The 13,630-nt window shown below is 52.1% G+C and carries 12 protein-coding genes and 1 tRNA gene; 2 read left to right on the top strand and 11 right to left on the bottom strand.

Annotated elements, in window-relative coordinates:
* Positions 1 to 166: 166 nt before the first annotated feature.
* From pstA to FHP88_RS13390, 7 genes are all read right to left on the bottom strand, one after another.
* Positions 167 to 1,465: a phosphate ABC transporter permease PstA gene (gene pstA / locus FHP88_RS13420; RefSeq protein WP_144359599.1), complete on the bottom strand. Its 1,299-nt coding sequence runs from the start codon at positions 1,463 to 1,465 to the stop codon at positions 167 to 169.
* A complete protein-coding gene (gene pstC / locus FHP88_RS13415; protein WP_144359598.1) occupies positions 1,458 to 2,846 on the bottom strand; it encodes a phosphate ABC transporter permease subunit PstC in 1,389 nt (462 codons plus the stop codon). The genes pstA and pstC overlap by 8 nt, the downstream gene beginning before the upstream one ends.
* Positions 2,847 to 2,970: 124 nt before the next feature.
* Positions 2,971 to 4,017: a PstS family phosphate ABC transporter substrate-binding protein gene (locus FHP88_RS13410; RefSeq protein ID WP_144359674.1), complete on the bottom strand. Its 1,047-nt coding sequence runs from the start codon at positions 4,015 to 4,017 to the stop codon at positions 2,971 to 2,973.
* Between the two features lie 129 nt (positions 4,018 to 4,146).
* Complete coding sequence (phoR, locus tag FHP88_RS13405) at positions 4,147 to 5,442, bottom strand: phosphate regulon sensor histidine kinase PhoR (RefSeq protein WP_144359597.1); 1,296 nt, start codon at positions 5,440 to 5,442, stop codon at positions 4,147 to 4,149.
* The gene (gene phoB, locus FHP88_RS13400; protein WP_144359596.1) at positions 5,439 to 6,137 is read right to left on the bottom strand and encodes a phosphate regulon transcriptional regulator PhoB; all 699 of its coding nucleotides are present in this window, start codon (positions 6,135 to 6,137) and stop codon (positions 5,439 to 5,441) included. The genes phoR and phoB overlap by 4 nt, the downstream gene beginning before the upstream one ends.
* A gap of 141 nt (positions 6,138 to 6,278) precedes the next feature.
* Positions 6,279 to 6,611 carry a DUF2782 domain-containing protein gene (locus tag FHP88_RS13395; protein WP_144359595.1) on the bottom strand — a complete coding sequence of 111 codons (333 nt, stop codon included), beginning with the start codon at positions 6,609 to 6,611 and terminating at the stop codon, positions 6,279 to 6,281.
* 223 nt (positions 6,612 to 6,834) lie between these two features.
* The gene (locus FHP88_RS13390) at positions 6,835 to 7,548 is read right to left on the bottom strand and encodes a TIGR00730 family Rossman fold protein (protein ID WP_144359594.1); all 714 of its coding nucleotides are present in this window, start codon (positions 7,546 to 7,548) and stop codon (positions 6,835 to 6,837) included.
* Positions 7,549 to 7,647: 99 nt separating this feature from the next.
* Here FHP88_RS13390 and rep point away from each other — a divergent pair, with 99 nt between their 5' ends.
* A complete protein-coding gene (gene rep / locus FHP88_RS13385; protein WP_144359593.1) occupies positions 7,648 to 9,657 on the top strand; it encodes a DNA helicase Rep in 2,010 nt (669 codons plus the stop codon).
* Between the two features lie 68 nt (positions 9,658 to 9,725).
* Here rep and FHP88_RS19375 read toward each other — a convergent pair whose 3' ends face one another.
* Together FHP88_RS19375 and FHP88_RS13375 are read right to left on the bottom strand one after the other, a co-directional pair.
* The gene (locus FHP88_RS19375; RefSeq protein ID WP_260843307.1) at positions 9,726 to 10,529 is read right to left on the bottom strand and encodes a c-type cytochrome; all 804 of its coding nucleotides are present in this window, start codon (positions 10,527 to 10,529) and stop codon (positions 9,726 to 9,728) included.
* A 182-nt stretch (positions 10,530 to 10,711) separates the two neighbouring features.
* Entirely contained in the window at positions 10,712 to 12,169 is a 1,458-nt protein-coding gene (locus FHP88_RS13375; RefSeq protein ID WP_303776460.1) for an NAD-dependent succinate-semialdehyde dehydrogenase, read from the bottom strand.
* A gap of 170 nt (positions 12,170 to 12,339) precedes the next feature.
* Here FHP88_RS13375 and FHP88_RS13370 point away from each other — a divergent pair.
* A tRNA-Arg gene (locus FHP88_RS13370) sits at positions 12,340 to 12,416 on the top strand.
* Between the two features lie 192 nt (positions 12,417 to 12,608).
* On the opposite strand, the gene FHP88_RS13365 is transcribed toward FHP88_RS13370, so the two are convergent.
* Together FHP88_RS13365 and FHP88_RS19180 are read right to left on the bottom strand one after the other, a co-directional pair.
* A complete protein-coding gene (locus FHP88_RS13365) occupies positions 12,609 to 13,076 on the bottom strand; it encodes a TlpA disulfide reductase family protein (RefSeq protein WP_144359591.1) in 468 nt (155 codons plus the stop codon).
* A gap of 64 nt (positions 13,077 to 13,140) precedes the next feature.
* Positions 13,141 to 13,630, bottom strand: a 490-nt coding sequence (locus tag FHP88_RS19180; protein WP_186297720.1) for a TonB family protein, incomplete at its 5' end; no start/stop codon positions are given.

Raw genomic sequence — 13,630 nt, 5'->3', positions numbered from 1 at the left:
GGCGCGAAGCCCGCCCCTACTAAACCTTTGGGAAGGGTCACAACACCAGCTGTATTGGGCGTTACACTTAACATTTCATTACTCCTGTTTTGCATTCAGGTATCGACTCTATTCTTTTATTTGTCATACAGTAAAAATTCTGCCAACCACTCAGATCAGGTTATGATCACCAACGCCGTTCAAAGCGTTTACGTAAAATGACGGCAAGCACATTCATCACAATAAGGAAACCCAAAAGCACCATGATGGCCGCAGAGGTCTTTTCCAAAAAGGCGCGCTCTGGGCTATCTGCCCAGAGAAAAATCTGTACGGGCAATACGGTAGCCGGGTCCATGGCACTCCCCGGAATATCCACGATAAAGGCCACCATACCGATCATCAGCAGAGGTGCTGTCTCGCCCAAGGCCTGCGCCATACCAATGATGGTTCCAGTAAGCATACCCGGCATGGAGAGCGGCAATACATGATGGAACACCGTCTGCATCTTTGAAGCGCCGACACCTAATGCGGCCTCACGTATGGAAGGCGGTACGGCTTTGAGTGCAGCACGACTGGCAATAATGATGGTGGGCAATGTCATCAGGGTCAGCACCATACCGCCCACCAAGGGTGCAGAACGAGGCAATCCAAAGAAGTTAATAAAAACAGCCAAACCCAGCAGACCGAACACAATCGACGGTACGGCAGCAAGGTTATTGATATTCACTTCAACCAGATCGGTCCAGCGATTACGCGGGGCAAACTCTTCAAGATAAACCGCCGCCGCCACACCAATGGGAAATGACAATAGCAGGGTAACGATCAAGGTATAGAGCGACCCCATCACCGCACCACCGATACCGGCCAATTCAGGCTCACGGGAATCGCCACCGGTCAGGAAGGTGGTATTAAAAAATTTACCGATTTTTTGCTCTGATTCCAGCTTCTCGATCCATGCAATCACATTGTCTTTTACGCGACGCTCCGATTGAACAACGGTACGATCTATATAGCCCTTGACCAACATGTCGATATCATCATCAGCGGGCAACCATAATTGTGCCTGACTGCCCAGCAGAGTGGGATCTGCCATTACTTTTGCACGCAGTATCAATGCCGCACCGTTGCTAACAATTCCGTATAGCTCACGCTTCTCTTTGCGATCTTTCACCTCAGGGTATAACGCCCGCAGTGAATTTTTTATCAGCGCAGAATAGTTTGCCGACGAGAGTACCGCAGGGTCACGTTCACCCGATGGATCAATCACTGATTCGGTGAACTCGATATCCAACAGGATTCGGGTCTGCTGAAAGGCGCTGTAACCTTTGCCAATAATGCTCAAGAACATGACGCCAACAAATGCCAATCCCAACACGACAGCAAAAAATCCAAATCGACGGAAACGTCTCTCCCGGCCATAGCGTTGGGCAAGTGTGGTATTCACACGGTCAATCGTGCGTGCCTGCTGTTGTTCCGACTTACTCATAGGCTTCTCGATACTTCCTGACCACACGCAGGGCAACGACGTTAAGAATCAATGTCACTAAAAACAGCAACAGTCCGAGCGCGAAGGCCGCCAGTGTCTTGGGACTGTCAAACTCTTGGTCACCCACCAGCAGCGTAACGATCTGAACGGTGACTGTGGTGACACTCTGCAATGGATTGACGGTGAGATTGGCTGAGAGCCCTGCCGCCATTACCACGATCATGGTCTCACCAATTGCGCGGGAAACCGCCAGCAATATGCCACCAACAATCCCCGGCAGGGCAGCAGGGAGAATCACTTTTTTAACGGTCTCAGAATGGGTAGCACCGATGCCGAGCGAGGCATCACGCATGGTCTGAGGTACTGCATTGATCACATCATCTGACAGTGATGAGATGAATGGGATAATCATGATCCCCATCACCAATCCCGCGGCCAGGGCGCTCTCGGATGAAACATCCAGACCCAGAAGTTCACCGTTGTCCCGAATGAAAGGCGCCACGGTCAGCGCGGCAAAAAAACCGTAAACAACCGTGGGGATACCCGCGAGGATTTCCAACAGCGGTTTGGCGTAGGCACGAAAATGACTGCCGGCATATTCCGACAGATAGATAGCCGACATGAGACCGATGGGTACTGCAACCAACATGGCAATCAGCGCGATCAGCAGCGTACCCACAAATAGCGGAATGACGCCAAAGGCACCCGAGGAGCCGACCTGATCCTCTCGGATCGCCATCTGTGGACTCCACTCAAGCCCAAACAGAAACTCTGTAATAGGAATCTGTCCAAAGAAACGGATCGATTCAAAGAGCACAGAAAGTACAATACCCAGTGTGGTGAATATGGCGATAGTAGAGCATCCAATCAGCAACCACTTGAGTACCGATTCAACCCGGTTGCGAGCGCGAAACTGGGGGGAGATCAATCGCCAGCCAAGTGAGAGTCCGGCGATGGCAAGACTCAGAATAACAACAAATGATGCAGCATAGCTGGTCCGCAGCAGGCTTTTGTAATGTTCCGCGGCCTGCGCCATCTCAGGACTTACTTCACCCGAGACAATATTTCCTTGCGCCAGATTCTGGATGTCATTGATCACCAAACCTAACCGCGCCTCTGGCAAGTTACGAACAGCCTCAGGCAGATCAGAAACGATCAAGTCCCGAATCACACTACCCTGCAATGAAACCCACAACAGCAGCATGATCAACGCGGGCAGGCCGCACCACAGCGCGGTAAAGAAGCCATAGTAGGAGGGCAAAGAGTGTAATCCACGCACCCCGCCAGGCCCACCCACCAACTTCTGGGATCGGCGAACACCCAGATGGTAGGCAAGTGCCATCAGGCCTAACAGTATGAGGATCAGGAGTGTGTTAGTCATAATACGTCAGCAACTAATCTTCCAGACTTAAGAACGGCAACGCCCTCATCGGCAGACCGGGAGAGGGCTTTGCCTCCCTGCTCACTTGAACCATAACCTGAGCAGGGACAGTTAGTGTGAAAGCTTATTTAGTCAGCTTAAGAACATTCAAACCTTTCACATCGGCCGCAAACTGATTGCGCTCCTGATTCGGCATTGGAATCATGCCTTTATCAACCAGGTAACCCTCATCGCCCCACGCTTTGTCACTGGTGAACTCAGCCAAGTACTCCTGAATGCCCGGGATCTTGCCGACATGGGCCTTCTTCACATAGAAGTAGAGGGGGCGCGATACAGGATAGGAGCCATCAGCGATCGCTTCGAAGGTTGGGGCTATACCGTCAACCGAAGAGCCCTGTACCTTATCCGAGTTCTGATCCAGGAAGCTGAAGCCGAAGATCCCTATTGCCTTGGGGTTGCTCTCCAGTTTCTGCACGATCAGGTTGTCATTTTCACCTGCTTCGATGAAGGCACCGTCTTCACGAATCGTGTGACAGATGCCTTTGTAGGCCTTTTTATCTTTCTTTTTCATCGCCTTGATGAAATCAAACGTCTTACAACCCCCTTCCATAGCCAGCTCAACAAAGGCATCACGGGTGCCAGAGGTCGGCGGTGGACCCAAGACTTCAATGTCCATATCAGGCAGTGCTGCATTCACCTGCTTCCAGGTTTTATAGGGGTTTTCGACCAGATCCTCACCGCCCTTGGGGTTCGGAACCTGCTTGGCCAGTGCCAGGAACACATCACGACGAGTCAGCTTGATCTGTTCTGCGGATTTGGCATTGGCCATAACGATACCGTCATAACCGACTTTCACTTCAACGATATCCATTACACCATTGCTGGCACACTTCTCAACTTCGGAACTTTTGATACGACGTGAAGCGTTGGTGATATCAGGATGCTCAACACCAACTCCGGCGCAAAACAGTTTGAGACCACCACCCGAACCGGTAGATTCAATCTTTGGCGTCTTAAAAGCCGTTGTTTTACCAAAGTTTTCAGCAACAACCGTTGCAAAAGGATAAACAGTGGAGGATCCCACGACTGAGATGTAGTCGCGCGAAGCGGCATTTACGGTAGAGACTGCCGCGGCAGTCAGCGCAGCAGCCAGGACGATACGATTTTTGATCACTTTGACCTCCAGGTCATTAAATAAATTGGCGTTGTTAACCTGGAGGAAATTATCGGTTTGCTTTGTTACAGGAATCTTGGATTTATGTTACATATTTATGACAGTTAATCGAGGCCAGCGGAGAAATCAAGAGGCCACACGGGAGTGGGGAAACCGGCAAGTGAATATACTGCCCTTACCCGGCTCGCTCTCGACCACCAAACGGGCATCATGGCGGGTGAGCACATGTTTGACGATCGCCAAGCCGAGCCCGGTACCGCCACTCTCCCGCGATCGACCCACATCCACACGATAGAAGCGCTCCGTCAACCGGGGGAGGTGCTCGGGTGAAATGCCGATACCACTGTCGGTCACCGAAAAACAGGGACCACTCCCCGAGAGCCACCAGCGCATCTCAATCCGGCCCTGTTCCGGTGTGTAACGAACCGCGTTATAGACGAGGTTAGTAAAAGCACTCTCCAACTCATGGCTATTTCCCACTAAACGAAGGCGCTCATCCGCATCCAAAAGGATCTCGTGCCCTCTGTCCCCGCTGAGCTGCCGAGCCCCTTCCAGCACGCCCCGCAGCATGGGGTAGACACCCACAATACCCTGTCCTTCATTACTGCTACGCGTCTCCAAACGAGAGAGTAGTAGCAGGTCTTCCACGATGCGCTGCATACGCAAAGTTTGGGTTCGCATTTGCTCAATGATTCGCTTCCAGGGTCCTTGAAAGGTGTCACTCTCCTGCATGGTCTCGACATAACCATGCACCACTGTTAGCGGGGTACGTATTTCATGGGATACATTGGCCACAAAGTCCCGTCGAACAATTTCCAACTGATGCAGGCGGGTAATGTCGCGCGCCTGAAGCAGGCGCTTACCTTTGCCGTAGGGGACAATCCGTACCTCAAGACTGATGTTGTCATTGACCGGTGCAGGCATATGCAGTGGACGACTGTAGTGGCCCGCATGCAGATAGCTGAGAAACACCGAATCAGTAATCAGATCATCAATCAAGACACCCTTGTGCTGTTTTCTATCCAGCCCAAGAAACTCCGACGCGGCACTATTCCACCAGTCCAGACAGCCTTGATCATTCAACACTACGGTAGCGTCTGGCAGCGCCCCCGTAGACTCCAAAAAGCCCGTTAGCATGCGATTAAGTTTACGCTTGCGTTTCTGGCCTCTACCGGACAATTGATCAATGCGCTGCAAAAGTGGACGCCAAACACCCACTGCATGAGGCCGGGGATGAACTTTGGGCTTAGTCAGCCAGCGGGTAAATCGAATCAACTGATAGAAGTGCCAGACAAGATAGAGGGTCAATCCACCCCAAAGAAATGGGATCAGATGGCCGGTTCCCAAGCCGAGAGGAATGAGCAGAAGGGTAACAAACCCAACACCAACCAACTCACTCCTCCAGGCCTCCGGGAGATTCATCGAGCAGAGACCTGCTCCGAAAATCTGTAGCCAGCACCACGAACAGTCTGAATCAGACCATCCATTTCAAACGGCTCCAATGCCTGGCGCAGGCGGCGTATATGCACATCTACCGTACGCTCCTCAATATAGACATTCGTGCCCCAGACTTTATCAAGCAGACGGGAGCGGCTATAGACTTTCTCCCGATGGGTCATGAAAAAATGCAGCAGTTTAAACTCGGTAGGCCCCAACTCGATCGGTTGATCGCTCATGGTGACACGGTAGGAGACGGGATCCAGCCGCATCTCCCCCGCCTGCACCGCTTCTTCAGTGGCATGTGGCGCCACACGCCGCAGTATCACCTTAATACGTGCCACCAACTCCTTCGGAGAAAAGGGCTTTGTGACGTAATCTTCCGCGCCACACTCCAACCCCCGCACCTTATCATCCTCCTCACCTCTGGCGGTGAGCATGATGACAGGAATGTCACGGGTGACCGAATCCTGTTTCAATTCGCGGGTATACTCAACACCACTGATACCGGGTAGCATCCAGTCCATCAGGATAAGATCGGGTGGTGCATCAGCAAGCGCAGATTTTGCCTCTTCAACGCTCTCGGCGCAGAGCACATCATACCCGGATTGCTCCAGTACAAAGTGGATCATCTCGCGAACCGCGGACTCATCTTCAACGACCAGAATTTTTGTCGCCATGGTAAATTACTCTGCCTTCTGTAATTAATCAGCTTTAGTGTGTGAAGTGAATATTACACCGTTGCTTCATTACAGTTTGATGACAACCTTTCTTACCACGGCAACTCACATGCCAAAGACCCTGCTGAAAAATAGGTCACCTCACCAGCTAAACAACACCCACTGGGGTATAGCTATTTTTCCCGGATGAGCTTCCTGGCGTACATCCAATGTACCGTCACCATCATTATCAAGTAGATAGTAGGGAGGGCCCGCCACAGGCGTGATCTTGACCATATAGAGGCGACCGTTGATACGATACTCCTGAACAGTACCCTTATCGCTCTCGATAATGGTCACTTCAGGTTCCAGCACTTCACCACTCTCTACCTGAGGCGGCAACTCCGGCGGCGCAGGCAGAGGGGCAGGCTCTTCTGCGACCGCACCAAATGGTAGCACCAGCAAAAGCAGGGTGGCGAGTAATGTTCTTTTCATTGTTTCTATTCCTTAACTCTGGACATATAAGACTTATTAGATACCAGATGAGGCCGGACTATTCCGAGATCAAGATTCAATCCTGAGGAGCACATCCATGGAGGATAAACCGACGCCCAACCTACAACATGCGATTCCCTTTACTTAATAGTAGCGTCCCGGGGGCAAAAGTGTTTGCGCCACGACACTATAAACTATCAGACCGGTCGGAACTGGAATCATATTACAGTTCCAATAGAATTTCCCGCTCCGAGAGTGAAGGCTCAAAACTGCGCGATTCGTAGTGTGCAAAAATCGCATCTACCACCTCTTGAGGCTCCTCACACACCTCTATGAGGTCAAGATCATGGGCAGAAATAGTCCCCGCCTTGCACATCGTCTCCCGCATCCAACCCAATAAACCACCCCAAAATTCACCATTCACCAAAATAACCGGGATACGGCGGGTTTTGCCGGTCTGGATCAGCGTTAGTATCTCTGCCAACTCATCCAGTGTGCCGAAACCACCCGGCATCACCACATAGGCTGAGGCGTATTTGACGAACATGACCTTGCGGGAAAAAAAGTGCCTGAAATTGAGTGATATATCCTGATAGCTATTCGGCGTCTGCTCTCTGGGTAGTTCAATATTAAGGCCGATACTGGGCGCCCGTCCCCGGTGCCCTCCCTTATTGGCCGCTTCCATAATACCCGGGCCTCCACCACTCACCACGGCAAAGCCACTCTCTGAGAGCAAATAGGCAATCTGCTCGGCCTTGATATAGTCAACAGTACCCGCCTTTTCCCGCGCCGACCCAAAGATACTCACCGCCGGCCAGATACCCGAAAGCTGCTCAAAACCCTCGACAAATTCAGCCATGATCTGAAACACCTTCCAAGACTCCCTGGAAAGCTGGCTCTGCCGAGGACGCTCACTGTAATCTTTATGCTTCGACATCTGGTCTATCCCTCATCTTTTCCGCATAATGGTGGTAGAGAGACCTGCTCGGCTCACCACACCCTTAACTAGATTCTATCCTGTTTTTGATTCATTGATATGTCTGACCTGAATAGTAGTCAGCAAGAGGCTGCACGACATACAAACTCCCCGCTACTGGTGTTAGCCGGCGCAGGGTCTGGAAAGACGCGCGTCATTACCCGCAAGATCGCTTACCTGATTGAGACAATCGGCCTCGACCCACGCCATATCACAGCTGTCACCTTCACCAACAAGGCGGCCAGAGAGATGAAAGAGCGCGTTGCAGAGTTGCTGAAGGGGAAAAAAAGCAAAGGCCTCAGCATCTCTACTTTCCATACCCTGGGCCTCAACATCATTCGCCGGGAGCATAAACTGCTGGGGTTAAAAGCGGGCTTCAGTATTTTCGATGCCCAAGATGCAGAGGGACTTATGAAGGAGTTGTTACGCAAGGGCAAAGGGGATGATGAAGTCGCTTCCAGCTATCAATGGCGAATTTCCGAATGGAAAAATGACATGCTTTCACCCGAGCAGGCACTCGCTTCTGCCGAGAGTGATCTGGATCAGCGCACCGCACTGCTTTACGCCCACTATCAACGTTCACTGCGGGCATTTAATGCGGTCGATTTTGATGACCTCATACTGCTGCCCGTGAGGCTGTTTCGTGATTCGCCAGAAACCCTGGAAAACTGGCAGAACCGGATACGCCATCTGCTGGTGGATGAGTACCAGGATACCAATCTCAGTCAGTACGAACTGGTCAGACAATTAGTCGGCGTCCGGGAAGCCTTGACCGTTGTGGGTGATGACGATCAGTCGATTTATGCCTGGCGCGGCGCCAGACCGGAAAACCTGATTCGATTAAAAGAGGACTTCCCGCGCCTTAAAGTCGTCAAGCTGGAACAAAACTACCGCTCATCAGGACGCATACTCAAGGCCGCCAATACCCTGATTGCCAACAATCCCCATGTGTTTGAAAAGCGACTCTGGTGTGATCTTGGACCGGGGGAGATGATTCGTATCATGAGCTGTAAAAATGAGCTTCATGAAGCGGAAAAGGTGGTTTCAGAGATCATTCACCATAAATTTACATCCGGTGCAGCCCATGGCGACTATGCCATTCTCTATCGCGGCAACCATCAGGCCAAGCTGTTTGAATCGGCCCTGCGACAGCACAACATCCCCTATTTCCTGAGTGGCGGTACCTCATTCTTCAGTCGCGCAGAAATCAAAGATGTCATGGCCTATCTCAGGCTGCTGGCCAACCCGGATGATGATGCGGCCTTCCTTAGGATCGTCAACACCCCACGTCGCGAAGTGGGTGCCACCACCATGGAAAAGCTCGGAACCTACGCCACTGAACGCGACATCAGCCTGCTCACGGCCTGTAACGAATTGGGACTGGAACAGCAACTCGCCAAGCGCCCCCTGGAACGACTCCAGGAGTTTGCCCGCTGGATAGATCATTTCCAACGCCGCGCAGAAGAGGACCACCCGGTTCAGACGGTGCGGGACATGCTAAAAGAGCTGCAATATGAAGATTGGCTTTACGAGAAGGCCTCCAGCGACAAGGTGGCCGAACGACGTTGGGAGAACGTCCTGGAGCTGGTTCAGTGGCTGGAGCAACTGCACAAAGGAGATCGCGTCGGCGAGAGCCTGAGCGAGATGGTCAGCCACCTCGCCCTGCAGGATATCTTAGAACGCCAAGACGACGAGAGTGGTAATGACCAGGTACACCTGATGACCCTGCATGCCTCCAAGGGATTGGAGTTCCCCCATGTTTTTCTGGTCGGTGTTGAAGAGGAGCTGCTGCCCCACAAGAGCAGTATTGAGGAAGACAATATTGAAGAGGAGCGCCGACTCGCCTATGTTGGCATTACCCGAGCACAACGAACACTGACCATCAGCTTCGCGCAGAAGCGCAAGCGCTTTGGAGAGATCATTGCCTGTGAGCCCAGCCGCTTTCTTGCCGAGCTACCAGAAGAGGATCTGAAATGGGAAGGACGCCAAAGCGATGTCTTATCCAAAGAGGAGAAACAGGACAGAGGCAATGCCCATCTGGCCAACATGCGTGCCATGCTGGGTAAATAAGCGGTTGGTTTCGCATAAAAAAGGGCATGCCGCAGCATGCCCTTTTTGTCTCATTACACAGTAACGCGTTAGCGGGGCAGTTTACTCAACCAGCCAGCAATCGCCTTCATATCCTCTTCAGATACCGTGGCCATCAAACCCTTCATAGCGGCGGTCTGACCGTTATTACGCGCCCCACTCTTGATATCTTTCATCTGATTAATAAGGTAAGGCTCCGACAGGGCAGCCACCTTCGGATAGGTCGTCATAATCGGCGCCTTGCCTTCTGCACCGTGACAGGCAGAGCACCCCTTGGAGGTATAAAGTGCAGCGCCTGGATCCGCGGCTGGAGCAGCGGGTGCTGCTGCCGGGGCTGGCGCAGCCGCAGGGGCCGCAGCGACTGGGGCGGCTGGCGTTGCAGCCGCTGCACGCGGCAAGGCACTCAACCAAGCAGCAATGACTTTCATATCTTCATCAGATACTGCCGCCATAATCCCTTTCATAGCAGCACTTTGACCATTGCTGCGAGCACCACTCTTGATGTCCTTCAGCTGATTGACGATGTAAGGTTCTGGCAAGGAAGCGACCTTGGGATAACTGGGCATGATCGGAGTACGTCCCTCAGCACCATGACAGGCGTTACACCCTTTGGCCGCGTAAAGCGCAGCGCCTGGATCTGCGGGTGCAGCAGGCGCAGCCGCCGGTGCTGCCGCCGCTACCGCTGTAGCCGGTGCCGCAGACTGGGCCTGGCCTTCAACGGCCACTTGCCCTACAGGTTTGATTCGCTCGATCACCTCGGCACGCTCATTTGCCAAAACGGGGCCGCTGATTACGAGAGCGGCCATTCCGGCAACCGCCATCTGCTTGATCTGAGAAACAACTTTATGGCTCACTGTCAAACTCCTCATACATCTGGGTCAAAAGGGGGGATAACGTGTCGACATTTGCCCCCAATGGTCAATATTGGCCGCAGTATAACGACAACCGCTCTAAAGATCGACTGAAACCCCTTTATACCACTATACGAATGGGCCAAATGGCCTGCTGGATAAGCCAGGCATCACACGCCATTCCATCAATTATCGATTCCACCCAGACAGATGTATTTCATCTCCAAGTACTCATCAATACCATAGCGTGAGCCTTCCCGGCCAAGGCCAGACTCCTTCACTCCGCCAAACGGGGCCACTTCCGTGGAGATAATCCCTTCATTAACACCCACGATGCCGTACTCCAGGCCCTCCGAGACACGCCATATTCGCGCCATGTCCCGACTATAGAGATAGGCAGCCAACCCGGAGCGGGTATTGTTGGCAATGGCCAGCGCCTCCGCTTCCGTATCAAAACGAATCAGTGGCGCAACCGGCCCAAAGGTCTCTTCTGCCGCAACAAACATATCTTCAGTCACACCCGTCAGGACCGTCGGCTGGTAAAAAGTCCCCCCCAGGGCATGGCGTGCCCCACCAACCACCACCGAAGCCCCCTTACCAAGGGCATCCGAGATATGCGATTCAACCTTGGCCAGAGCCCGTTCATCAATCAGAGGTCCCTGCTGAACATCCGCCTCCGTACCCTGTCCAACCTTCAGCTTGGTCGCCTCCTGCGCCAACCGCTCTGCGAATCGATCGTAAATCCCCGCTTGGACCAAAAACCGGTTGGCACAGACACAAGTCTGCCCTGAGTTCCGATACTTGCTCAGCATGGCCCCCTGAACGGCCGCATCCAGATCCGCATCATCAAATACGATAAAGGGCGCATTACCGCCAAGCTCCAGCGACAGCTTTTTTACGGTGGAGGCACACTGTGCCATCAACAATTTCCCGACCGGTGTTGAGCCGGTAAAACTGAGCTTGCGTATAATCGGGTTGGAAGTGAGCTCAGGCCCAATAACAGAGGCCTCACCCGTAACGACATTGAACACACCTTTAGGAATACCTGCGCGTGAGGCAAGTTCCGCCAACGCCAATGCTGTCAAGGGCGTTTGATCGGCCGGCTTAACGATCATTGGACAGCCGGCAGCCAGGGCAGGCGCGCACTTGCGCGTGATCATCGCTGCGGGGAAATTCCAAGGGGTAATCGCCGCCGTTACACCGATCGGCTGGCGCAGCACCATGATCCGTTTACCACGGGCAGAATGGGGAATCACATCACCGTAGACGCGCTTGGCTTCCTCAGCAAACCACTCGATAAACGAGGCGGCGTACAGCACCTCACCTCGTGCCTCAGCCAGTGGCTTGCCCTGTTCGGTGGTAATCAGCATTGCCAGGTCATCTTGATGATCAATAATCAGATCGAACCACTGACGTAACAGTACAGAGCGCTCTTTTGCCGAATACTCCCGCCAGAGAACCCAGGCCTCTTCTGCCAAAGCGATGGCGTTTCGCACATCCTCCACGTTCAATGATGGAACAGTGGCAATCTGCTCCCCCGTCGCGGGGTTGGTCACACAGAGCGTCGCACCATCAGAGGAAGCGACCCACTCGCCATTAATATAATTCTCCTGTCGTAACAGCAGGCTGTCATTAAGTTTCACGCGTAATTTCCTCATTGAGTATTCGAAAGCACCAGATTCATCCCTACCATCGTGTGAAGGGAATACTAACGACAAACACAAAGGCTATATCGGCAGGCCTGAAAAATATACCCCAAGATGCAAGCGGAGGTGGCCTTTCAGACAACTCTTCTTATATAATCACGCCCTCAGCGCCCGTAGCTCAGATGGATAGAGTACTGCCCTCCGAAGGCAGGGGTCACAGGTTCGAATCCTGTCGGGCGCGCCACTTTTCAATGGTGTGTACCGAGCACATAGGTCACACTTTATACCGGAAAGATAGGTAACACTTCGGTCAGAAAAGGGAATCCAAGGCGTACCAATCACCTCGTTGGAATACCCTTAACGCTAATACAAGTCTAGATGACGCCTCTTCACTCGCTCAGCAACAGATACCCCCAGCCAAACTCAATCAGATCATTTACCGTGCAATAAACCGCTCGACCATCTGAGCAGTGAGCACACCAACATGTTTTGCAACCACCTCACCCTCTGGCGAAACTAGATAAGAGGTGGGCATTCCAGACAAGGAACCAAAGGCGGTTTGATCGGAGGGCATGGCAGTCCAGACAGGGTAAATGATCTTCTGTTCTTCAATGAAGAGCTGCAATGCAGCTGAATCAAAACCCTCCATATTGATACCGACAACCACGGCATCAGTATCAAAATGCTCAGTATGCAATTTATTGAGTTCCGGGATCTCCTCCAAGCAGGGAACACACCACGTTGCCCAATAATTCACCAACAACCACTTGCCACGAAACTCATCGAAAGACCTTTCGGTACCCAAGAGGTCATAGTGCCTGGGGTCATTTGCATAAACCCATCCAACTGAGAACAGAAAACAGGAGATAATAATCACCACCAGTACTTTCCGCAGGTTTCTCATATACAGTAGATCCTTGATAAACGCTGACCATTAAACTGCCACATCAATTTCTTTCGTATCCAACTTACATCGAGAGTGAATATTTCAAATAGAAGCTAACCTGAATCGGCCACTCTACTGGTACTTGTGATGGCGGCAATGGCAGTGCCCGCTCTAGGGCTCGTTGTGTCGCCTTGTTGAGAAGCGCATGACCACCCGTAACCTGGAGGCCACTAAGAATGCCACTCGCTGACAAACTAAAACTGACCTTTACTTGCCCCTCAATATTTCGCTTTCTTGCCGGCAAGGGATAATTTTTAAACTGCTCAATATGTTTCAGCAATTGCGTCACATAAAGATTCCGCATTTGATCCTGATCGACAGCCTGAGGGGGCTGCTTAGATACAGGCTGTGATCTTGGTAACGGCTTAACCGGCTGTGCTTCTGCTATCGCTTCCTTTTGAATACGAGGTTTAGGTTTAGGTTCTGGTTTAGGTTCTGGTTTAGGTTCTGGTTTAGGTTCTGGTTTAGGTTCTGGTTTAGGTTCTGGTTTAGGTTCTGGTTTAGGTTCTGGT

It is taken from the genome of Sedimenticola selenatireducens (genome assembly GCF_007625115.1).
GTDB lineage: Bacteria > Pseudomonadota > Gammaproteobacteria > Chromatiales > Chromatiaceae > Sedimenticola > Sedimenticola selenatireducens_A.
Note: the sequence above shows the minus strand (reverse complement) of the source record. Positions and strands in the feature narration are given on the sequence as shown.